A 21,815-nucleotide genomic window follows, 5' to 3' on the forward strand; every position below is an offset into this window, starting at 1 on the left:
ATCGTCCCTCCGACCGACGCCCCTGGTCGGGGGCCTGTGCGACCCTGGATCCGTGACCGCATCGTCCGCCCGCCTCGCGCACCCGCTGGAGCGTCGCCGCACGGCGCCGCAGTGGTGGCGCGCGCTCGTCGGCGGCGTGCTGCTCGCGATCGCGATCGCGCTGCTCGCGCACCGGTTCCACTGGGCGCAGCTGTCGTGGTGGCTGCTGCCGCTGCTGGTCTTCATCATCGGTGTGGTGCTCGTGTGGAGCCCGCTCGAGAACGCGGTGCAGCTCGACGCGCGCCGCCCCGACGTGGTCGCACTGTTCTCGCGCGAGGTGTGGCTGCGGATGCTGGCCGGCCTCGCGCTCGCGATCGGAGCGCTGTGGTGGTTCGCGCAGGCCGACCCCGACTGGAACCCCGTGGTGCGGGCGCTCGCGATCCCGCTGGTGATCGTGGTCGGGCTCGGCCTGCTGCTCGCGCCATGGTGGCTGCGGCTGATCCGCCAGGTGAGGATCGAGCGCGAGCGCCGCGTGCGGGAGTTCGAGCGCGCGGAGATCGCCGCGCACCTCCACGACTCGGTGCTGCAGACCCTGACCCTCATCCGCGCGAAGGCGGACGACCCGGCCGCCGTGGCGCGGCTCGCGCGTGCCCAGGAACGTGACCTGCGGACCTACCTCTACCAGGAGCGTCAGAGCGCCGCCGCGTCCGTGGCCGTCGCGCTCGCGGAGGCCATCGCGGAGGTCGAGGACCGCCAGGGCGTCGAGATCGAGCTGGTGACGGTCGGCGACACGCAGACGACCGGCGCGCTGCATGCCGCCGTGCGCGCGGTCGCGGAGGCGGCGACCAACGCGGCCCGCCACGCCGTCCCGCCCTACTCCGTCTACGCGGAGGTGACCGAGCGCGCCTTCGAGGCGTTCGTGCGCGACGGCGGCCCGGGCTTCGACCCCGAGGCGATCCCCGAGGGCCGTCTCGGGATCCGCGAGTCGATCGTGGGGCGCGTCGCCCGGTTCGGCGGCACCGCCACGGTCGCGTCGGTGCCGGGCGGCCGCACCGAGGTGGCGATCGTGATCCATCCCGAGGCGAGAGAGGACCGCTCATGAGCGTGACCGTGGTGATCGTGGACGACCACGACGTGATCCGGGTGGGGGTGCGCGAGAGCCTCGCCCCCGACATCGAGGTGATCGGCGAGGCGCGCGACGTCGAGTCGGCCGTCGCCGAGATCCGCGAGCGGCAGCCGCAGGTGGTCATCCTCGACGTGCACCTCCCGGGCGGGACCGGGGGAGGTGCGCTCGACGTGCTGGCGGAGGTCCTGCACCGTCCGGGCGCGCCTCGCGTGCTCGCGCTGTCGGTGTCCGACGCCGCCGAGGACGTGGTGGCCACGGTGCGCGCCGGCGCCCGCGGCTACGTCACCAAGTCGATCTCCGGTCCCGATCTCTCGGACGCCGTGCGTCGCGTCGCGGGCGGGGACGCGGTGTTCTCGCCGCGTCTCGCGGGGTTCGTGCTCGACGCGTTCGGCGCGGCCGGGGGTGAGGTCGCCGCGGCCGACGAGGATCTCGACAAGCTCACCGAGCGCGAGCAGGAGGTGATGCGGCTGATCGCCCGCGGGTACACCTACCGCGAGGTGGGGGAGAAGCTCTTCATCTCGATCAAGACCGTCGAGACGCACGTGGGCAAGGTGCTGCACAAGCTGCAGCTGTCGAACCGCCACGAGCTCGCGCACTGGGCCGCGCAGCGTCGGATCGTCTGACATCCCCCGCGCGGGACTTGTGGAAATGTCCGATTTGACTAGTCTTTTCTTCATGCCCCGCATCGATGCGAACCCCCAGGTCCCTCAGCGGCCCGAGCTCGACGCGACCGACCTGCCGCACGCCTGGTCCGGGCACCCGGACACGAGCCCGCTCCGGGCGCTCGACTTCTGGGTCGGGCTCCATCAGTACCGGGCGCAGGCTGTCGCCGCCGAGCACGTCGCGGAGGCCGCGGTGCCCACCGAGGAGCTGCCGGTCATGGACCGGCGGCAACGGGAGCAGGCGCGCGCGGCGCGCATCGCCGAGCTGGCCCGGCTGGTCCCGTTGCTCAAGGAGCTCGCGGCGGACCCGCGCGCTCCCATGCGCGTGACGAGCGCGACGTGCTTCTCGATCCTCGCGCGCGGGGGTCAGGCGCAGGCCGACCGCGAGGTGTGGCGGATCCTGCTGGGTCTCAGCAAGTACGACGACGACGCCGAGGTCCGAACCGCCGCCGACGCCGCGCTCGCGGACCTCGAGCGCTTCGGGACGGTCGCGCACGCCTCCTGACGGCGCCGGACCGGACGGCTCAGGCCGCGGGGTCCGTGTAGAAGAGCTCCGCCTGGTCGAGGCCCTCCTCGAGCTCCTCGCCGCCGATCCACAGGGTGAGCTCGTGGGTGGCGGTCAGCGTCGGGTCGAGGATGTCCGCGGCGGGGTCCTCCTCGACCATGCTCCCCAACCACTCGAGCGTCAGGCCGCTGGTCAGCAGCACCGTGGTGTCGCCGACCGTCCAGCGCGCCTGGCAGCCCAGGGACCGCTGGGTCTCGGTCCACGCGGCGCAGCTCGGGCCGAACGTGGGCTCGCTGCCGACGGCCTCGCTGAAGGACGTCGTGATCGCCGCGAACGCGCCGGGGAGCCCGTCCGACTCCTCGAACGTCCAGCACCGCTCGGGCCGGGTGGTCGCGTCCTCGGACCAGTCCGTCTGGAGGTCGGCGCACTCGAGCTCGGCGACCCCGGCGGCGGCGCCGTCCCACGCGAGGGCGGCGTCGACCGCCCCCTGGTCGTCGGCGGAGCACCCCGCCAGCAGGGTCGCGGCGGCGAGGGCGCCGAGGATCGGGACGATGCGTCGCATGGCTCGAGCGTACGTGCTCCGGGGCCATGCACGGCATCGCGTGAGCAGCCCCCGGACGTCGGAGCCAGCGCCTACACTTCTCAGGTCATGGATGCGCTCTTCGATCTCGACGGCACGGTTCCGACCGAGCCCACGCCCGACCCGTCCGCCGAGCCCGCGCGCATCTCGCCCGCGGACGCCTGGGAGCCGCCGCAGGAGCCGGACCCCGAGCCCTGGCCCGAGGACGACCACGGGCACGAGCCGGAGCCCGCGGACGCCTGGGTGCCGCCCGCGGCCGTGCCCGCCGCATCGTCCCGTCCGGCCGCCAACCGCCCGGCGCGCGGCGCATCGTCCCTGGTCGAGGGGCTCAATCCGCCGCAGGCGGAGGCCGTCCTCCACGAGGGGGAGGCGCTGCTCATCATCGCCGGCGCCGGCTCCGGCAAGACGCGGGTGCTGACGCACCGCATCGCGCACCTGCTCGAGGCCGGCCGCGCGCGGCCGCACCAGATCCTCGCCATCACGTTCACCAACAAGGCCGCGGGGGAGATGCGCGAGCGCGTCGCCGCGCTGGTCGGTCCCGAGGCCCGCGGGATGTGGGTCGCGACCTTCCACAGCGCGTGCGTGCGGATCCTGCGCGCGGACCACCAGCTCGCGGGGCTCAGCTCGAGCTTCTCCATCTACGACACGGCCGACTCGGTCAACCTGATGAAGCTCGTGATGAAGGAGCTGAACCTCGACCCCAAGAAGTTCACGCCGAAGGCGATCCTGGGACGCATCGGCAAGTTCAAGGACGAGCTGATCGACCCCGAGGTCGCGCTCGCCGGCGCCGCGATGGCGAGCAAGTTCTCGATCGAGCACGCCGCCGCCACCGCGTATCCGCTCTACCAGCGCCGTCTCGAGGCCGCCAACGCCGTCGACTTCGACGACATCATCGTGAAGACCGTGCGCCTGGTGCAGAACCATCCGCAGGTCGCGCGCGCCTACCGCGAGCGCTTCCGCCACATCCTGGTCGACGAGTACCAGGACACCAACCACGCGCAGTACGTGCTGGTGCGCGAGCTGGTGGGGCAGGAGGGCGACCCGAGCCTGCCGCCGAGCGAGCTGACGGTCGTGGGCGACGCCGACCAGTCGATCTACGCCTTCCGCGGCGCGACCATCCGCAACATCCTCGAGTTCGAGAAGGACTACCCGAACGCGCACATCGTGCGCCTCGAGCAGAACTACCGGTCGACGCAGAATATCCTCAGCGCCGCCAACGCGGTCATCGAGAACAACTCCGACCGCCGGCCCAAGAACCTGTGGACCGACTCCGGCGCGGGGGAGAAGATCGCGGGCTACGCCGCCGACACCGAGCAGGAGGAGGCGCAGTACATCGCGAAGGAGATCCGACGCCTCATCGACGACGAGGGCGTCGCTCCGTCGGACGTCGCGATCATGTACCGCGCGAACGCGCAGTCCCGCGCCGTCGAGGAGCGCTTCATCCGCGCCGAGATCCCCTACAAGGTGATCGGCGGGACGCGCTTCTACGAGCGCAAGGAGATCAAGGACATGCTCGCGTACCTCGCCGCCGTGGTGAACGAGGACGACGACGTGGCCACCCGGCGCATCATCAACGAGCCCAAGCGGGGCATCGGCGACACCGCGGTCGAGGCCGTCGAGGGCGTGCGCCGCACGCTGGTCGCGGCGGGCGAGCAGGCGAGCTTCGGGACCGCGCTGCGGCGCCTGGACGATGCGGGGCTCCAGGCGCGCTCGGAGCGCGCGATCGGCGAGTTCGTGCGCCTGATGGACGACCTGCGAGCGCTGGCGCGGGACAACGGGCCCGCGGGCGTGCTCGACGCGATCGCCGACCGGTCCGGGCTGCTCGCCTCGCTGAGGTCGAGCGAGGACCCGCAGGACGCGAGCCGCATCGAGAACATCATGGAGCTCGTGGCGGTCGGGCGGGAGTTCTCCGAGGAGAACCCCGAGGGGACCCTCGCGGACTTCCTCGAGAAGGTCGCCCTGGTGGCGGACGCCGACCAGCTGCCGGACTCCGCCGGAGCCGGCGGCGTGGTGACGATGATGACCCTCCACACCGCCAAGGGCCTCGAGTTCCCCGTGGTGTTCCTCACCGGCATGGAGGACGGCACGTTCCCCCACATGCGGTCGATCGAGTCAGGTGACCCCAAGGACATGGAGGAGGAGCGCCGGCTCGCCTACGTGGGCCTCACGCGGGCGCGCGAGCGGCTGTACCTGACGCGCGCGGAGGCGCGGTCGAGCTGGGGCGCGCCGCAGTACTTCGGGGCGTCGCGGTTCGTCGACGAGATCCCGGCCGAGCTCATGGAGTGGACCCGCTCCACGCCCTCGATGGCGTCGCTGAGGGCGCGGTCCGACTCGGGTACGTCGCGCTCCGGCGCCTGGTCCGGGATGGGCTACGGCGGCAACCAGGACCGCGAGGACGGCAACTCCTACGCGCGCGCCGGGGCCGTGCGGACGCGCCGCGTGCCGCCGAGCCCGCCCGGCGCGGGCGGCGGCGACATCGGCTTCGAGGTCGGCGAGCGCGTGCTGCACGACAAGTTCGGCATGGGCAAGGTGGTGGGCACCGAGGGGGTCGGGCGCAACGCCGTGGTGAAGGTCGACTTCGGCGGCGACGTCAAGCGTCTGGTGCTGCGCTTCAACTCGCTCGAGAAGCTCTGACGCGCCGCCGGCGGTGCGACCGCCACCGGCCGTGACGCCGCATCGTCCAGCCATTCCCGCCGTCCCTGGCACCCCACTAGGCTCGTCGCAGGACTCATCCCGGGGAGGATCATTCATGGATGCCAGGACGTCGAAGGTCTCGATCGTGGGAGCGGGCGCCGTGGGCGCGACCCTCGCCTACGCAGGGCTGATGCGCGGTTTCGCCCGCACCGTCGCCCTCTACGACATCAACAAGGCGAAGGTCGAGGCGGAGGCGCTCGACCTCGCCCAGGGCATCCAGTTCATGCCCGAGGCGACGGTGCTCGGCTCGAACGACGTGGGCGTGGTGGAGAACTCCGACGTGGTGGTCATCACCGCCGGCGCCAAGCAGCAGCCCGGCCAGTCGCGCATGGACCTGGCGGGCGCGACCATCTCGCTGATGGACAAGGTCCTGCCCCCGCTGCTCGAGGTCGCGCCGGACGCGATCTACATCCTCGTCACCAACCCGGTCGACGTGGTCACCCTCGCCGCCGTCAAGAAGTCCGGCATGGACCCGGCGCGCATGTTCGGCTCCGGCACCGCGCTCGACACCTCCCGGCTGCGCCACCAGATCGCCGCCGAATGCGACATCGCGGTGGGCAACGTGCACGCGTACATCGCGGGCGAGCACGGGGACTCCGAGGTCGCGCTCTGGTCGTCGGCGACCATCGGCGGTCAGCCGCTCATGGAGTGGCGTGACCGAGCGGGGAACGTCGTCATGACGGAGGAGGTGCGGGAGCGCATCCACCACGACGTCATGCGGTCGGCGTACACGATCATCGAGGGCAAGGGCGCGACCAACTACGCGATCGGCGCCGCTGGCGCGCGGATCGTCGAGGCGGTGCTCGGCGACCAGCGCCGGATCATGCCCGTCTCGACGCTCATCGACTACCCCGGCGTCGGCGAGGTCTGCATGTCGCTGCCCGCGGTGATCGGCCGCAACGGGATCGAGCACCACGCGACCGTGCCCATGGACGCCTCGGAGGAGGCGGCGCTGGAGGCGTCGGCGCGCTCGATCCGCGAGACCTTCGAGCGCTTCGCCGTCTGACGGGCCGCGCATCGCAGCCCCGGACCGGATGACCGGTCCGGGGCTGCCTGGTCCTCAGCGCGCGACGGGCACGAGCGCGGGCTCGCGCTCCGGCCGGACCGGGGCGGGCTCGGCCTCGATGCGCATCTCGGGCAGCCACCCGAGGCCGCGCGGCAGGTACCAGTTCCAGCGGCCGAGCAGCGTCATCAGGGACGGCACCAGGATGGTGCGGACCACGGTCGCGTCGATGATGACCGCCGCGGCGAGCCCGAACCCCATCTGCGCGAACTCGGCCAGGTCGCCCAGGGCGAAGCCCGCGAACACCGCGACCATGATGAGGGCCGCGCCGGTGATGAGCGACCCCGTCCGGCTGACCCCGTGCACGACCGCCGCCTTGGTGGTGTCGCCCGCGTCGTGACGCTCCTTGATGCGTGTCAGCAGGAACACGTGGTAGTCCATCGACAGCCCGAACAGGACGGCGAACAGGAACAGCGGGATCCACGGCGCGATCGCCTCGGTGTGCGGCATGCCGAGCAGCTCGGCGCCCAGGCCCCACTGGAACACGATCACCATGAGGCCGTACGCGGCCGCTGCGCTGAGCAGGTTCAGGAGGATCGCCGTCGCGGGGATGACGATCGAGCGGAACGCGATCAGCAGCAGGACGAACGACGCGCCGAGCACCGCGAGGAGCACCCACGGCGTCGCCTCCGTGATCAGCCCCGTGAAGTCCAGGCCGCCCGCCTGGTCGCCGCCGACGTAGGCGTCGAGGCCGGTCCCGGCGATGTGGTCGCGCAGGTCGACGATCGCCTGCTCCGCCCGCGGGTCGGCCCCGCCGTAGACGTCCTTGGTGTCGATGAACGCCGCGTCACCTCGCACGTCGACCGTGGTCTCGGCGAAGCCCGGGGAGTCCTCGATCCACGCCGCCAGCTCCTCGACGGCGGCCGGGTCGGAGGAGGCGCCCTCGATGGCGACGACCGTCGACTCCCCGCCGAAGCCGAAGTCCTCCACGAGGACCTCGGACGCGACGCGGAACTCGTTGTCCGCGGGCAGCGCCTCGAGGCCGGGGAACGCGAGCCGGATGCCCGCGATCGGCGCCGCCAGCGCGACGAGCGCCACGAGCCCGGTCACGAGGCTCGCCACCGGGCGGCCCGTCACCACGCGGGCTATCCCGCGCCACGCGCGCGGCTCGCGCCCCGCGCGGCTGAGCGGGATGCGGCCCTTGTTCACGCGGGACCCCAGCAGGCGGAGGACCGCCGGCAGGAGCGTGAGCGCCGTGACGACCGACATGATCGCCGCGAGCATCGCGCCCGCCCCGAGGCTGCGCATCAGCGTGTTGGGCACCAGCAGCATGCCGGCGAGCGAGACCAGGACGGTGAGGCCCGAGAACAGGACCGCGCGGTTGGCGGTCGAGCCCGCGACGGTCACCGCGTCGAGCGGGCTGCGGCCGTGACCGAGCTCCTCGCGGAAGCGCTGCACGGTCACCAGCGTGTAGTCGACGCCGAGGGCGAGGCCCATCATCGTGATCATGTTCACGATGAAGAAGGAGAGGTCGAACGCGGCCCCCACCACGGCGGTGGCGCCGACCGCGGTCGTGATCGCCACCAGGCTCACCAGCAGCGGGATGCCGGCCGCGACGAGCGCGCCGAAGACGACGAGCAGGATGAGCACGGCGACGCCGATGCCGATCAGCTCGCCGCGCACCAGCGTGTCCTCCGCGAGCCCGTCGAACATCGCCTCTCCCGTGAGGGGGCCGTAGCTGGAGAACGTCGCGCCGTCGACGGCCAGGCCGTCGACCGCCGCGAGCAGGTCGGTGCCCGTGGCCTCGGGGTGATCGCGGTCGACCGTGATCTGGACCAGAGCGGAGCGGCCCGACTGCGAGGGCGCGGGCAGCACGGTCGCCGAGTCGACACCCGCGACGGTGGCCGTCGCGTCGGCCGCGGCGTCCGCGCCGGCCGCGAGCGCCGCCGGGTCGTCGGCCTGCACCACGACGGTCTCGGTGATCGGGCCGGTGCCGTCGCCGCGCTCGCGTGAGTCGATGGCCGCCGCCGTGTCCGACTCGGTGGTGACGAGGTTGCGGTCGGCCTGGGTGAGCGCGTCGCCCAGCCCTCCCGCGAGGACCACGGAGGCCGCGATGAGCACGACCCATCCGAGGATGGTGAGCCAGGGCCGTGAGGCCGAGGCCCGGGCGATCCGCCCGGTGAGTGCGATGGTCATGATGGAGTCCCCCTTCGGCCCCGCGGCGCCGGTCGGAGTCATGGTGCGCCGCTGTCTCCACGGTTCCGCGCCGACGGGGTCGGGCACAGCCCGCTCGAGAGCGAGATCGCTGCCCCGCGAGGGGGGTTCGTCCCCGGTGCGCGCGGGGGAGCACCCCTCGGGGATCCCCCGGACGGGGGAGTCGGGATCCGCCGTGCGGGCGTGGTGATGAAGGTCTGCACCAGGCACGATGAGGACATGAGCTTCCTGAGGTACCTCGCAGCGCCCTACTCGTCCCGCACCGCCGGCGAGCTCGGGTTCCTGCTGCTCGGACTGCCGATGGGGGTGGTCTGGTTCGTCTACGCGATCACCATGTACGCGGTGTCGCTGAGCCTGCTGATCGTCTGGGTCGGCTTCGCGGTGTTCGTCGCCACCCAGGTGTCGATGCGGTGGGTCGGGGCGGTCGAGCGCGCCCAGGTGAACGGGCTGCTCGGCGTGCGCATCCCTCCCCCTGACGCCCGCCCGCGCTCCGACGCTCGGGTCTCGGCGGGCGCCAGGGCCGCGAGGTACACGCTCGAGCTCGCTCATGACGCCGCCGCGTGGCGCGTCCTCGCGTGGGTGTCCGTCCGGATCGTCACCGGCCCGGTCGGGTTCGCGATCGCCCTGGTCGCCGTGGTGCTGCCGGTGTCGCTCGTCGTGGCCTTCGGGCTGGTGCTCGGCTACGAGGTCGGCTGGATCGACGTCTCGACCGAGGCGACCGCCGAGGCCGCGCTCGACGCGGGCGGGTGGCGCTGGGGCTACGCAGCCCTGCCGCTCGCGCTCCTGATCGCGCCCGCGCTGACGCTCGCGGCGCGCGCCTTCGCCTCCCTCCACCGTGCTCTCGCGCGCTGGGCGCTCGGCCCGCGCGTGAGCGCGGCCGCACGTGAGGCCACCGCTCGCGCGGAGCGGGCGGAGGCCCAGGTCCGCATCGACCAGGAGCTGCACGACAGCATCGGCCACATGATCACCATGAACGTGGTGCAGGCCGGGGCCGGGGCCCACGTGTTCGACTCCGACCCCGAGTTCGCCAGGCGCGCGCTGCAGAACATCGAGGAGCGCGGGCGTGCCGCCATGGGCGAGCTGGACCGGATCATCGCGACCATCCGTGGCGACGATGCGCCGCTCGCCCCGCTGCCCTCCGTCGAGCAGATCGAGGAGCTGGCGGGCGCGTCGAGGCGCGCCGGGGCCACGGTGACGTGCCGCGTCGATGCGGACGGGATCGCCGGCGCCCTGGGCCGGACCGCGTACGCCGTGGTCCGGGAGGCGCTCACCAACGCCGCGCGGCACGCGCCGGGCGCGCCGGTCGACGTGCTGGTCGCGCGGGATGGGGACGCTCTCGGGATCGCTGTGGTCAACGGCCCCGCCGCCGGAGTGCCCGCGCCGCGCGACCGGGCGGCGGGCGGGCGTGGCCTCGCCGGCATCCGCGACCGGGTGGGCCTGATGGGCGGCGTCGCCGCGCTGGGCCCCGAGGCCGGCGGCTTCGCCGTCCGCGCGCTGCTGCCGCTCGGCACGGAGATCGGGGCCGGCGAGCCCGGGTCGCCGTGGGCGGGGCTGCGTGCCAAGGTGGCGCCATGAGGATCGCGATCGTGGACGACGACCCGCTGGTGCGGATGGGGCTGCGCGCGATCATGGGGTCCGAGCCGGGGTGGGAGGTCGTGGGTGAGGCGGGCGACGGTGCCGCCGCGGTGGCCCTGGCGGCCCAGGCGCGGCCCGACGTCATGCTCATGGACATCCGGATGCCCGGCATGGACGGGCTCGAGGCGACGCGCCGGATCCTCGCCTCGGCCCCCGGCGTCGCGGTCCTGGTGCTGACCACCTTCGAGGTCGACGAGTACGTCTTCGAGGCGCTGCGGTCGGGAGCGTCGGGGTTCGTGCTCAAGCGGGTGCCGCCCGCCGAGCTCATCGAGGCCGCGCGCGTCGTCGCCGCGGGGGAGTCGCTGCTGTTCCCCGCATCGACCCGCTCCGTGATCGAGCGCTTCGCCACGCGGGAGCCCGGCGGGACGCTGCCGGAGCTGACCGATCGCGAGCAGGATGTGCTGCGCGCGCTGGCGCGCGGACTGTCCAACGGCGAGATCGCCTCCGAGATGTTCGTGTCCGTCGAGACGGTGAAGTCCCATGTCGCCTCGATCCTCACCAAGCTCGGCGTGCGCGACCGCACGCAGGCGGTCATCGCGGCGTACGAGACCGGCTTCGTCGCGCCCGGGGAGACGGCGGGCTGATCTGTCCACCGCATCGTCGCCCACCTTTGGCGACAATTTTGTCGACATTTTTCGGGACCATGGTCCCGAAGCGTCGCCGGTCATGGGTAGGCTGACCTACGCACCATCGGACGCGCGCCGACGCGGGCGCGCACTCTCGCGTGAGGACAGTGCATGGACCTGTACGAGTACCAGGCGCGCGACATGTTCGAGAAGCACGGGGTCCCCGTGCTCCCCGGCATCGTCGCCACCACCCCCGCCGAGGCACGCGCCGCGGCCGAGCAGCTGGGAGGCGGCGTCTGCGTCGTCAAGGCCCAGGTCAAGACCGGAGGGCGAGGCAAGGCCGGCGGCGTCAAGCTCGCCCGCTCGCCCGAGGAGGCCGAGGCGCATGCCGCCGCGATCCTCGGCATGGACATCAAGGGTCACACCGTCCACCGGGTGATGATCGCCGCGGGCGCCGCGATCGCCGAGGAGTTCTACTTCTCCGTCCTGCTGGACCGCGCCGAGCGCCGCTACCTCGCGATGTGCTCGGTCGAGGGCGGCATGGAGATCGAGCAGCTCGCGGTCGAGCGGCCCGACGCGCTGGCGAAGGTCGCCGTGGACCCGCTGGTCGGCATCGACGCCGCGAAGGCCGCCGAGATCGTCGACGTCGCGGGCTTCCCGGAGGACCTGAAGGCGCCGGTCGCCGACGTGATCTCCCGGCTGTGGGACGTGTACAAGAACGAGGACGCGACCCTGGTCGAGGTCAACCCCCTGGTGCGCACCGAGGACGGGTCGATCATCGCCCTCGACGGCAAGGTCACCCTCGACGAGAACGCCGAGTTCCGCCACGAGGACCACGCCGCGCTCGAGGACAAGGCCGCGGCGAACCCGCTCGAGGCCAAGGCCAAGCACATGAACCTCAACTACGTGAAGCTCGACGGCTCCGTGGGGATCATCGGCAACGGCGCGGGCCTCGTGATGTCCACCCTGGACGTGGTCGCGTACGCGGGCGAGCAGTTCGGCGGCCAGAAGCCCGCGAACTTCCTCGACATCGGCGGCGGCGCCTCGGCCGAGGTGATGGCCAACGGCCTCGACGTGATCCTCCACGACGCGCAGGTGAAGTCGGTGTTCGTGAACGTGTTCGGCGGCATCACGTCGTGCGTCGCGGTCGCCGACGGCATCGTCGGGGCGCTGAAAGCGCTCGGCGACGAGGCCTCGAAGCCGCTGGTGGTCCGTCTCGACGGCAACGCCGTCGAGGAGGGGCGCGCGATCCTCGCCGCCGCGAACCACCCGCTCGTGACCATCGTCGACACCATGGACGGCGCCGCGGCCAAGGCCGCCGAGCTCGCCGCCGCGGCATCCTAAGGAGCAACGCAATGGCCATCTTCCTCACCGCAGAGTCCAAGGTGATCGTCCAGGGCATGACCGGCTCCGAGGGCATGAAGCACACGCAGCGCATGCTCGCGTCGGGCACGACCATCGTCGGCGGGGTCAACCCCCGCAAGGCGGGCACCGAGGTCGAGTTCCCCGCCGACGTGACCGTGCCGGTGTTCGGCACCGTCGCCGAGGCGATGGCGGCCACGGGCGCGGACGTCTCCGTGCTGTTCGTGCCGCCGCCGTTCACCAAGGCCGCCGTCATGGAGGCCGTCGACGCCGGCATGCCGCTCGTGGTGATCATCACCGAGGGCGTCCCGGTCGCGGACACGGCGGAGTTCTTCGCCTACGCCCAGTCGAAGGGCACGCGCCTGATCGGCCCGAACTGCCCGGGCCTCATCACGCCCGGCCAGTCCAACGTGGGCATCACGCCGGCCACCATCACGGGCCCCGGCAAGATCGGCCTGGTGTCGAAGTCCGGGACCCTGACCTATCAGATGCTCTTCGAGCTGCGCGACATCGGCTTCACCACCGCCGTGGGCATCGGCGGCGACCCGATCGTGGGCACCACCCACATCGACTGCCTCGAGGCCTTCGAGAACGACCCCGACACCGCCGCGATCGTCATGATCGGCGAGATCGGCGGCGACGCCGAGGAGCGGGCGGCGGCCTTCATCAAGGCCAACGTGACCAAGCCCGTCGTCGGCTACGTCGCGGGCTTCGAGGCGCCCGAGGGCAAGACGATGGGCCACGCCGGCGCCATCGTGTCGGGCTCCGCCGGCACGGCGCAGGCGAAGAAGGAGGCCCTCGAGGCCGCCGGCGTCAAGGTCGGCAAGACGCCGTCCGAGACCGCTCGCCTGATGCGGGAGATCCTCACCGCCTGATCACGGGTGGACGATGCGGGGGCCGGGCGCGCACGCGTCCGGCCCCCGTTCGCGTCCGCGGCGGGGGGCGCTCCGCGGCCGGCCGCGCCCCGCGCCACGGGGCTCCGCGCCCCGCCCCTGCGCTGCAATGGCGGATCGGTGCACAGAACCGCAGCGTTCTGTGCACCGATCCTCCATTTCGCGGGATCGCCGCCGCGCGGCGGTCCGCCGCATCGTCCTCGACGCGCGCGACCATGGGTGCCATGCCCGCCGACGCACCCGCCCCCTCGCGCCTCGAGCGGCTGCGCGACGCGTTGCCCGGCTGGGCCGGCGGCCTCCTCACGGGCGTCCAGGGCGCGGTGCTGTCCTATCTGGTGGTCCTCGCGCCCGCCCTCGCGGCGATCGCCGGCGCCCCGAGCCTCGACGGCTCCGCGACGGTCGACTGGGGTGGCGCCTCGACGGTGGCGACCCACGTGTGGCTGCTCGGCCACGGCGTGCCGGTGGTGGCGGGCGGGGTCACGGTCTCCCTCGTGCCCCTGGGCCTGCCGCTGCTCAGCGGGCTGATCCTCGCGGGTGTCGCGCGGCGCTTCGCGACCAAGTCCTGGATCAGCTGGGCGCTGGCCTGCGCGGCCTTCGCATCGTCCGCGGGGCTCATCGCCGGGCTCGCGACGGCCGCGACCGACACCACGGGCGACTCCGTGGCGCGCGCGACGACGGTGGCCGCGGTGATCGCCGCGCCCGCGGTCGCGATCGGCATCTGGCGCGCCTACGGCGCACGCCTCCACCTGCTCGACCGCCTTCCGGGGGAGGTGCGCGGGGGACTGCGGCTCGGCCTCGCCACGCTCGGGCTGCTGTGGCTGGCCGCGGGGGCGCTGTCCGCCGCGTTCGCGGTGCTCGGACGGGACGGCATCGCGGAGATGGCGACCGGGCTGGGCCTCGACCCCCTCGGTGCGGGCGCGCTCGCGATCGCCGAGCTCGCCTACGTGCCGACCATGGTCGCCTGGGGGCTGACGTGGCTGATCGGGCCCGGGTTCGTCGTGGGCGCCGGGTCGCTCTACGCGCCCGACACGCTCACCGCGGGCGCGGTGCCGGACGTGCCGCTGCTCGGCGCGCTCCCCACGGTCGCCGGCGGCTGGTGGGCGTGGGCGCCGGTCGGCGTGGTGGTGATCGCAGCGATCGTGAGGATCGCGCTGCGGTGGCGGCTGGGGATCGACTGGGCCTCGGCGCGTGCGGGCGGGGTGGCGCTGGCCTCGGTCGCCGTCGGCCTGACCGCGGTGACCGTGCTGTCGCGCGGGTCGCTCGGCGCCCCTCCGCTCGACGTCGCGGGAGCGGAGCCCGTGCCCGTCGTGATCCTGGGAACATCGCTCACCGCGCTCGGCTACGCCGCGGTCTGGGGGACGATGCTGCTGTGGCGGTGGGTCCGCGCACGCACCGGAGCCTCGGCTCCGGTGGTGCACGAGCCGGCGAGGGCCGGCACTACGGCGTCGTGAGGCCGAACCGCTCCATCAGCGAGACGATCGCGTCCTCGTAGTCCTGCTCGCACTGGCGCTGCGCCTGATGCGTGATCGCTCGCGCCTGGCACTCCGTGTACGCGTCGACGGGTCCGTGGAACACGAGCAGCACCACCCCGTACAGCAGCGCGATCGCGGACACCCCGATCCCGATCGCGAGCATCACCTTGAGCCCCACCAGCCGGGTGCTGCGGAGCATCACCAGGGCGACCACCATGGCCGCCGCGGTGGCGGGGGCGAGCAGCAGCGTCGCCAGCGCCCAGGTGGGTCCGAGGAGCAGGACGAGCATAGTCACCGCGAGCAGCCCGAGGCTCCAACGGACCGCCCGACGGGCGCCCTTTCCCACCTCGGGTGGGGCGGCGGGGCTGCGGTCCGGCATCGGTCTCCTCGGGTCGTGGTGGGAACCAGCATGCCGATAGGCTCGGCCTGTGACAAACCCGACCCGGCCCCGACGAGTCGTGGTGCTCGCCTCCGGTGCCGGATCCACCCTGCGCGCCGTGCTCGAGGCGGCCGCGGACGAGGCCTACGGCGCGCGTGTGGTCGCCGTCATCACGGATCAGGACGATGCCGGTGCGCTGGAGATCGCGCACGCCGCGGGGCTTGCGACCGCCGTGGTGAAGATGGCGGACTTCCCCGATCGTGCGACGTGGGACCAGGCTCTCGCCCGCGCGATCGGCTCGTTCGACCCGGACCTGGTGCTGCTCGCCGGCTTCATGCGGATCGTCGGCGCCCCGAGCCTCGAGCGGTTCGGCGGCCGGATGGTGAACACGCATCCCGCGCTCCTGCCGGCATACCCGGGCGCCCACGCGGTCCGCGACGCGCTCGCCGGCGGCGCGAAGGTCACGGGCTGCACCGTGATCATCGTCGACGCCGGGGTCGACACCGGGCCGATCGTCGCGCAGGCACCCGTCGAGGTCGCCGCCGACGACGACGAGGCCACGCTGCACGAGCGCATCAAGACCGTCGAGCGCAGACTGGTGGCTGACACCGTCGGGCGCATGGCCCGCGAGGGCTGGACTGTGAGCGGACGCACCGTCCGCATCGGAACCCCCACGTCCCAGGAGGACTCATGACCGAGCGTCAGCCCGTGCGGCGCGCCCTCATCTCCGTGTACGACAAGACCGGCATCGATGAGCTCGCGACCGCGCTCGCCCACGAGGGCGTCCAGATCGTCTCCACCGGCTCGACCGCGCAGCGCATCGCGGCGGCGGGCGTGGATGTCACCCCGGTCGAGGAGCTCACCGGCTTCCCCGAGTGCCTCGACGGCCGCGTCAAGACGCTCCACCCGAACGTCCACGCCGGCATCCTCGCCGACCGTCGGCTCGACTCCCACGTCGCCCAGCTCGCCGAGCTCGGCATCGAGGCCTTCGACCTGGTGGTGGTGAACCTCTACCCCTTCGCCGCGACCGTCGCCTCCGGGGCCGAGCCCGACGCGATCGTCGAGCAGATCGACATCGGCGGGCCGTCCATGGTGCGCGGCGCCGCCAAGAACCACGCGAGCGTCGCCGTGGTGGTCGATCCCGAGGACTACGAGCACGTCGCGAACTCGGTCGGCCACGGCGGGTTCACCCTCGCCGAGCGCACCGAGCTCGCGGTCAAGGCCTTCCGCCACACCGCCGAGTACGACGTCCAGGTCGCGTCCTGGCTGGGCAGCACCCAGGCGCCGGACGATGCGGGGACGGGCCTGCCCGGCTGGATCGGCGCATCGTTCACCCGCCAGGCCGCCCTGCGCTACGGCGAGAACCCGCACCAGAGCGCGGCGCTCTACGCCGACGGCTCCGGCGCGGGCATCGCGGGCGCGCGCCAGCTCCACGGCAAGGAGATGTCGTTCAACAACTACGTGGACGCCGATGCGGCCGTGCGTGCCGCCTACGACCACGACGGCGCCGCGGTCGCCGTGATCAAGCACGCGAACCCGTGCGGCATCGCGGTGGGGGAGTCGATCGCCGAGGCGCACGCGAAGGCGCACGCGACCGACCCGGTCAGCGCGTTCGGGGGAGTGATCGCCGCGAACCGCACCCTGACGGCCGATGCCGCGCGCCAGATCGCCGAGATCTTCACGGAGGTCGTGGTCGCGCCGTCGTACGAGGACGAGGCCGTCGAGATCCTCGCCAAGAAGAAGAACCTGCGGATCCTCGAGATCGATCCCGTCCCGCTCGTGGCCGAGTGGCGGCGCGTGAGCGGCGGCCTGCTGGTGCAGGCGGCCGACGCGATCGACGCGCCGGGCGACCCGGCCTCGACGTGGCAGCACGTCGCGGGCCCCGCCGCCGACGAGGCCACGCTCGCGGACCTCGAGTTCGCGTGGCGGGCCTGCCGCGCGGTCAAGTCGAACGCGATCCTGCTGGCGAAGGACGGCGCGGCCGTCGGCATCGGCATGGGGCAGGTCAACCGCGTCGACTCGTGCCGGCTCGCGGTGAGCCGCGCGGGCGAGGAGCGCGCGACGGGCGCGGTGGCCGCCTCCGACGCGTTCTTCCCCTTCGCCGACGGCCTGCAGGTGCTCATCGACGGCGGTGTCCGCGCGGTCGCCTCGCCGGGCGGATCGGTCCGGGATACCGAGGTCATCGCCGCCGCCGAGGCTGCGGGGATCACGCTGTACCACACCGGTACCAGGCACTTCTTCCACTAGGAGCCGCGATGTCCGAGCCGCTCGCCCCCGTGCGCGTCGCCGTGACGGCGGCGGTCGCGTGCGTGCTCATCGCGCTGTCGGGGCTGGTGATCGGCGTCGACCTCGCGGTGCTGGCGCTCGCGGCCTTCGCCGCCGCCGGTGCCGTCGCGCGGGTCGTGACCCCGATGGGGCGCGCGTTCGCGGTGCGGCGGCGCGCGATCGACGTCGCCGTGCTGGCGTTCCTCGCGATCGGGCTCGCCTTCCTCGGGTTCACCACGCCGCTCGCCTGAACCGGCACGGCGGCCCGGCCCGGGCATCGTCCCGCGCCGCGCGCGCCGGGCTCCGAGATGGAGAACGGGTGCCCGAAACCTCTCGGTTTCGGGCACCCGTTCTCCATTTCGGCGAACCAGGGTCGCCCTGGGGTGGCCGCCGCGTCAGCGCTCCTCGATGATCTCCACGACCTCGATCTCCTCGACCACCATCGCCTGCTGGTGGCTCAGCAGGTCCTCCTCGGGGCCGAAGGCGCGGAACAGCAGGCCCACGATCGCGGCCCCCACCAGCGGCCCGAGCCACCAGGCCCACAGCTGGGTCAGCGCCCAGGTGTCGGAGAACAGCGCGATCCCGCTCGCGCGCGCGGGGTTGAGCGCGGCGTTCGTGAACGGGATGGTCCACATGATCATGAGGAACAGCGCGATGCCGATGCTGACCGGCGCCAGGTTCTTGGTCGAGCGCGCGGAGGTCGCGGCGAGGATCACACCCACGAACACCGCGGTGCCGAGCACCTCGGCGATGAGCCCGGCCCCGAGGCCGAACTGGGTCGGGGAGTGCTCGCCGTAGCCGATCGCGACGGTGTCCATCAGCGCGCGCCCGTCGGAGACGTTCGGGTTCGCGGAGATGAGGGCCCACAGGGTCGCGCCGCCCGCGGAGGCGCCCACCACCTGGGCCAGGATGTACGGGGCGACGTCGCGGCCGGGGAAGCGGCCGGCGATCCAGGCGGCCAGGGTCACCGCCGGGTTCACGTGGCCGCCCGTGGTGCGCCCGATCGCGACGATGATCACCCACAGCGAGAAGCCGAACGCCGCGCCCACCGTGATGCGGGTCTCGGAGAACGCCGAGGTGAACAGCGCCACCCCCAGCGACAGCGTGACGAGCAGGAACGTGCCGAGAGCCTCGAGCACCATGCGGGTGACGAGGCTCGGGCCGGCGGGCTCCACCTCGGGAGCGGCCAGGTCGAGGTCCTCGTGGAAGATCGTGTCGTCGTCGTCGATGGGCGCGTTGCTCATGGGTCCTCCCAGGGCTCCGGCGCATCCGGACGATGCGCACCAGTCGCATCGTGGCACGACGTCGCGCGGGTCGCTCGGCGACCCGCGGGATCGGGGACCTTGGTCCTCCCGCGGTGGACTAGCCTAAGGAGCACCGCATCTAGGTTGTGAGGACAGCGCATGGCGAAGATCAAGGTCGAAGGCAAGGTCGTCGAGCTCGATGGCGACGAGATGACGCGGATCATCTGGCAGTTCATCAAGGACCGCCTGATCCACCCCTACCTCGACGTGGACCTCGAGTACTACGACCTCGGCATCGAGTCGCGCGACGCGACCGACGACCAGATCACCATCGACGCGGCCAACGCCATCAAGAACCACGGCGTCGGCGTGAAGTGCGCGACCATCACGCCGGACGAGGCGCGGGTCGAGGAGTTCGGCCTCAAGCGCATGTACGTCAGCCCCAACGGCACCATCCGCAACATCCTCGGCGGCGTGGTGTTCCGCGAGCCGATCATCATCTCGAACATCCCCCGCCTGGTGCCCGGCTGGACCAAGCCGATCGTCATCGGCCGTCACGCGCACGGCGACCAGTACAAGGCCACGAACTTCAAGGTGCCCGGCGCCGGCAAGCTCACCGTGACCTTCACCCCCGAGGACGGCTCGGAGCCGATCGAGCACGTGGTCGCCAACTACGGTGCGGACGGCGGCGTCGCGATGGGCATGTACAACTTCAACAAGTCCATCGAGGACTTCGCGCGCGCCTCCTTCGCGTACGGCCTGCAGCGCGGCTACCCGGTGTACCTGTCGACCAAGAACACGATCCTCAAGGCCTACGACGGCCAGTTCAAGGACATCTTCGCGGACGTGTTCGAGAAGGAGTACAAGGCGCAGTTCGACGCGGCCGGGATCACCTACGAGCACCGCCTGATCGACGACATGGTCGCGGCGGCGATGAAGTGGGAGGGCGGCTACGTCTGGGCCTGCAAGAACTACGACGGCGACGTCCAGTCCGACACCGTCGCGCAGGGCTTCGGCTCGCTGGGCCTGATGACCTCGGTGCTGATGACGCCGGACGGGAAGACCGTCGAGGCCGAGGCCGCGCACGGCACCGTGACCCGCCACTTCCGCCAGCACCAGCAGGGCAAGCCCACCTCCACCAACCCGATCGCCTCGATCTTCGCGTGGACCGGCGGCCTCAAGCACCGCGGCAAGCTGGACGGCACCCCCGAGGTGATCGGCTTCGCCGAGACCCTCGAGGACGTGATCGTGAAGTCCGTCGAGGGCGGCGCGATGACCAAGGACCTCGCCCTGCTGGTCGGCCCCGATCAGGAGTGGCAGACCACCGAGGAGTTCCTCGCGACGCTCGACGCGAACCTCTCGGCGCGCCTGGCCTAGCAGGCGGGACGATGCGCCCGCCGCCGGCGCATCGTCCACCACCGAGGCGGCGCATCGTCCCACCTCATCCCCGACGCAAGGAGTCACGACGACGTGAGCACCACCCCTGTCAATGTCACCGTCACCGGAGCGGCAGGCCAGATCGGCTACGCCCTCCTGTTCCGCATCGCCTCGGGTGCGATGCTCGGGCCGGACACCCCGGTCCGCCTGCGCCTCCTGGAGATCCCGCAGGCCGTGAAGGCCGCCGAGGGCACCGCGATGGAGCTCGACGACTGCGCCTTCCCGCTGCTCGACGGCGTGGACATCTTCGACGATGCGACGGCCGCGTTCGACGGCGTCAACGTGGCGCTGCTCGTGGGCGCGCGCCCGCGCGGCCCGGGCATGGAGCGCGGTGACCTGCTGGCGGCCAACGGCGGGATCTTCGGCCCGCAGGGGGCGGCCATCAACGCGGGCGCGGCGGACGACGTGCGCGTGCTCGTCGTGGGCAACCCGGCGAACACGAACGCGCTGATCGCCGCGTCGAGCGCCCCCGACGTGCCGACCGAGCGCTTCACCGCGATGATGCGGCTCGACCACAACCGCGCGCTCGCGCAGCTGGCGCAGAAGACCGGCACGGGCGTGGCCGACGTCACGAACGTCACCATCTGGGGCAACCACTCCGCGAAGCAGTATCCGGACGTGGCGCACGCGACCATCGGCGGCCGCCCGGCCCCCGAGGTGATCGGCGACGACGCGTGGGTCACGGACACCTTCATCCCGACCGTCGCCAAGCGCGGCGCGGCGATCATCGACGCCCGCGGCGCCTCGTCAGCCGCCTCCGCCGCCAACGCGGCCATCGACCACGTGCGCGACTGGGTGCTCGGGACGCCCGCGGGCGAGTGGACGTCGGTCGGCATGGTGTCCGACGGCTCGTACGGCGTGCCCGAGGGCCTCATCTCCGGCTTCCCCGCGGTGTCGACGGGAGGCGCGTGGGAGATCGTGCAGGGCCTGTCCGTCTCCGAGACCGCTCAGGCGGGGATCGATGTGTCCGTGGGCGAGCTGACCGAGGAGCGCGACGCCGTCAAGGAGCTCGGGCTGATCTAGCGGAGCGTGCGGGTCGCGGGCGTCAGCGCGCCCGCGACCGCGGCGCGAAGAAACCCGAGCGGGCCGCGCCAGGCGCAGCGTCGGGCCGCTCGTAGCCGAACATCCGATAGTCCTCGGCGAAGTAGTCGGCCACGAGCTTGCGCGCGGAGTCGTTGACCTCGATGTCGGAGCTGCGGACGCCTCCGACGTCGGAGCCCGCGTGCGCCTGGGGGATCTCGGTCGGCAGCTCGAGACCGGTCAGGCCCGCGAGATCGGCGAGACCCGCCTCGACGCCGTCCTCAAGCCGGTAGACGCGCGACGCCCGGACGATGAACTCGTGCTGGGGACGCATGTGGTTGTCGAAGATGTACGGGTTGGCGTGGGCGCCCTCGATGGCGGAGCGGAGCCAGCCCTCGAAGGCCTTGGCGCCGGGGTCGATCTCGTCGGCGCTCCGGTTGCGCCAGATGTACTCGGAGACCATGCGGGACAGCGGGTCGCGCACGAAGGTGAAGACGGCGTCGAAGCGATCGAGTCGGAAGGTCGCCTCGATCACCGCGGCCTCGATGTGCTGGGGCGTGGTGCGGCGGTAGTAGTTCACCGAGCCGCGGCGCATGTTGCCGTCGAGCATCCCCACGCTCCAGCCGGAGCTGCGGAACGCGTCCTCGACGGAACCGCCGCCGTTCTTCGGGATGTGGACGAAGAAGATCCCAGCTCCATCCTTGCGCAGCAGTGGCATGTCCTGACCTCTCTCGGCGGGAACCGCCGCCGGCGATGGGGATAGGTCGCACGGCTCAGGT

20 protein-coding genes are annotated in these 21,815 nt (G+C 72.5%); 15 read left to right on the plus strand and 5 right to left on the minus strand.

Going from position 1 to position 21,815, the window contains the following annotated elements; translation table 11 throughout:
* The first annotated feature begins 52 nt into the window (after nucleotides 1-52).
* The 3 genes from QQX13_RS04510 to QQX13_RS04520 are packed head-to-tail and all read left to right on the plus strand — an operon-like array spanning nucleotide 53 to nucleotide 2,272.
* Complete coding sequence (locus QQX13_RS04510) at nucleotides 53-1,081, plus strand: sensor histidine kinase (RefSeq protein ID WP_301119711.1); 1,029 nt, start codon at nucleotides 53-55, stop codon at nucleotides 1,079-1,081.
* Nucleotides 1,078-1,728: a response regulator gene (locus QQX13_RS04515; RefSeq protein ID WP_301119712.1), complete on the plus strand. Its 651-nt coding sequence runs from the start codon at nucleotides 1,078-1,080 to the stop codon at nucleotides 1,726-1,728. Before QQX13_RS04510 ends, QQX13_RS04515 begins: the two co-directional genes overlap by 4 nt.
* Nucleotides 1,729-1,780: 52 nt before the next feature.
* Nucleotides 1,781-2,272 carry a hypothetical protein gene (locus QQX13_RS04520; RefSeq protein WP_301152616.1) on the plus strand — a complete coding sequence of 164 codons (492 nt, stop codon included), beginning with the start codon at nucleotides 1,781-1,783 and terminating at the stop codon, nucleotides 2,270-2,272.
* 19 nt (nucleotides 2,273-2,291) lie between these two features.
* Here QQX13_RS04520 and QQX13_RS04525 read toward each other — a convergent pair whose 3' ends face one another.
* Nucleotides 2,292-2,834 (minus strand): hypothetical protein, encoded by a 543-nt coding sequence (locus tag QQX13_RS04525; protein ID WP_301119715.1) that lies wholly within the window; start codon nucleotides 2,832-2,834, stop codon nucleotides 2,292-2,294.
* An 87-nt stretch (nucleotides 2,835-2,921) separates the two neighbouring features.
* Between QQX13_RS04525 and pcrA the strand changes: the two genes are divergently transcribed.
* Together pcrA and QQX13_RS04535 are read left to right on the plus strand one after the other, a co-directional pair.
* Nucleotides 2,922-5,486 carry a DNA helicase PcrA gene (gene pcrA / locus QQX13_RS04530; protein ID WP_301152617.1) on the plus strand — a complete coding sequence of 855 codons (2,565 nt, stop codon included), beginning with the start codon at nucleotides 2,922-2,924 and terminating at the stop codon, nucleotides 5,484-5,486.
* Nucleotides 5,487-5,601: 115 nt separating this feature from the next.
* The gene (locus QQX13_RS04535; protein ID WP_301119717.1) at nucleotides 5,602-6,552 is read left to right on the plus strand and encodes an L-lactate dehydrogenase; all 951 of its coding nucleotides are present in this window, start codon (nucleotides 5,602-5,604) and stop codon (nucleotides 6,550-6,552) included.
* A 54-nt stretch (nucleotides 6,553-6,606) separates the two neighbouring features.
* Here the strand turns inward: QQX13_RS04535 and QQX13_RS04540 are convergent, their stop codons facing one another.
* Nucleotides 6,607-8,745, minus strand: a complete 2,139-nt coding sequence (locus QQX13_RS04540; protein WP_301152619.1) for an MMPL family transporter — start codon at nucleotides 8,743-8,745, stop codon at nucleotides 6,607-6,609.
* A 237-nt stretch (nucleotides 8,746-8,982) separates the two neighbouring features.
* On the opposite strand from QQX13_RS04540, the gene QQX13_RS04545 reads away from it, so the two are divergent.
* The 5 genes from QQX13_RS04545 to QQX13_RS04565 all read left to right on the plus strand — a co-directional run bounded on the left by QQX13_RS04545 (nucleotide 8,983) and on the right by QQX13_RS04565 (nucleotide 14,670).
* Nucleotides 8,983-10,338, plus strand: coding sequence for a sensor histidine kinase (locus QQX13_RS04545; RefSeq protein WP_301152621.1), 1,356 nt, complete (start codon nucleotides 8,983-8,985; stop codon nucleotides 10,336-10,338).
* Nucleotides 10,335-10,982, plus strand: coding sequence for a response regulator transcription factor (locus QQX13_RS04550; protein WP_301152622.1), 648 nt, complete (start codon nucleotides 10,335-10,337; stop codon nucleotides 10,980-10,982). The genes QQX13_RS04545 and QQX13_RS04550 overlap by 4 nt, the downstream gene beginning before the upstream one ends.
* Before the next feature lie 153 nt (nucleotides 10,983-11,135).
* A complete protein-coding gene (gene sucC, locus QQX13_RS04555; RefSeq protein ID WP_301119723.1) occupies nucleotides 11,136-12,308 on the plus strand; it encodes an ADP-forming succinate--CoA ligase subunit beta in 1,173 nt (390 codons plus the stop codon).
* A gap of 11 nt (nucleotides 12,309-12,319) precedes the next feature.
* Complete coding sequence (gene sucD, locus QQX13_RS04560) at nucleotides 12,320-13,201, plus strand: succinate--CoA ligase subunit alpha (RefSeq protein ID WP_301152624.1); 882 nt, start codon at nucleotides 12,320-12,322, stop codon at nucleotides 13,199-13,201.
* A gap of 242 nt (nucleotides 13,202-13,443) precedes the next feature.
* Nucleotides 13,444-14,670 carry a cell division protein PerM gene (locus tag QQX13_RS04565; RefSeq protein ID WP_301152625.1) on the plus strand — a complete coding sequence of 409 codons (1,227 nt, stop codon included), beginning with the start codon at nucleotides 13,444-13,446 and terminating at the stop codon, nucleotides 14,668-14,670.
* Here QQX13_RS04565 and QQX13_RS04570 read toward each other — a convergent pair.
* The gene (locus QQX13_RS04570) at nucleotides 14,657-15,070 is read right to left on the minus strand and encodes a hypothetical protein (protein ID WP_301119730.1); all 414 of its coding nucleotides are present in this window, start codon (nucleotides 15,068-15,070) and stop codon (nucleotides 14,657-14,659) included. The genes QQX13_RS04565 and QQX13_RS04570 overlap by 14 nt on opposite strands.
* A gap of 49 nt (nucleotides 15,071-15,119) precedes the next feature.
* Here QQX13_RS04570 and purN point away from each other — a divergent pair, with 49 nt between their 5' ends.
* From purN to QQX13_RS04585, 3 genes are read left to right on the plus strand one after another with little or no spacing between them, the layout of a single operon-like run.
* Complete coding sequence (purN, locus tag QQX13_RS04575) at nucleotides 15,120-15,764, plus strand: phosphoribosylglycinamide formyltransferase (RefSeq protein ID WP_301119732.1); 645 nt, start codon at nucleotides 15,120-15,122, stop codon at nucleotides 15,762-15,764.
* Nucleotides 15,761-17,317 carry a bifunctional phosphoribosylaminoimidazolecarboxamide formyltransferase/IMP cyclohydrolase gene (purH, locus tag QQX13_RS04580; protein ID WP_301152627.1) on the plus strand — a complete coding sequence of 519 codons (1,557 nt, stop codon included), beginning with the start codon at nucleotides 15,761-15,763 and terminating at the stop codon, nucleotides 17,315-17,317. The genes purN and purH overlap by 4 nt, the downstream gene beginning before the upstream one ends.
* 8 nt (nucleotides 17,318-17,325) lie before the next feature.
* On the plus strand, nucleotides 17,326-17,586 hold the full coding sequence (locus tag QQX13_RS04585) for a DUF3017 domain-containing protein (protein WP_301119742.1): 261 nt from the start codon (nucleotides 17,326-17,328) through the stop codon (nucleotides 17,584-17,586).
* A 144-nt stretch (nucleotides 17,587-17,730) separates the two neighbouring features.
* On the opposite strand, the gene QQX13_RS04590 is transcribed toward QQX13_RS04585, so the two are convergent.
* Nucleotides 17,731-18,579 (minus strand): aquaporin, encoded by an 849-nt coding sequence (locus QQX13_RS04590; RefSeq protein WP_301119744.1) that lies wholly within the window; start codon nucleotides 18,577-18,579, stop codon nucleotides 17,731-17,733.
* Between the two features lie 159 nt (nucleotides 18,580-18,738).
* Here QQX13_RS04590 and QQX13_RS04595 point away from each other — a divergent pair, with 159 nt between their 5' ends.
* A complete protein-coding gene (locus tag QQX13_RS04595; RefSeq protein WP_301119746.1) occupies nucleotides 18,739-19,956 on the plus strand; it encodes an NADP-dependent isocitrate dehydrogenase in 1,218 nt (405 codons plus the stop codon).
* Between the two features lie 93 nt (nucleotides 19,957-20,049).
* The gene (locus tag QQX13_RS04600) at nucleotides 20,050-21,039 is read left to right on the plus strand and encodes a malate dehydrogenase (protein WP_301119748.1); all 990 of its coding nucleotides are present in this window, start codon (nucleotides 20,050-20,052) and stop codon (nucleotides 21,037-21,039) included.
* A 22-nt stretch (nucleotides 21,040-21,061) separates the two neighbouring features.
* Here QQX13_RS04600 and QQX13_RS04605 read toward each other — a convergent pair whose 3' ends face one another.
* Entirely contained in the window at nucleotides 21,062-21,754 is a 693-nt protein-coding gene (locus QQX13_RS04605; RefSeq protein ID WP_301119750.1) for a sulfotransferase family 2 domain-containing protein, read from the minus strand.
* Nucleotides 21,755-21,815: the final 61 nt, after the last annotated feature.

The sequence above is a fragment of the Demequina lignilytica genome (assembly GCF_030418375.1).
Lineage (GTDB): Bacteria > Actinomycetota > Actinomycetes > Actinomycetales > Demequinaceae > Demequina > Demequina lignilytica.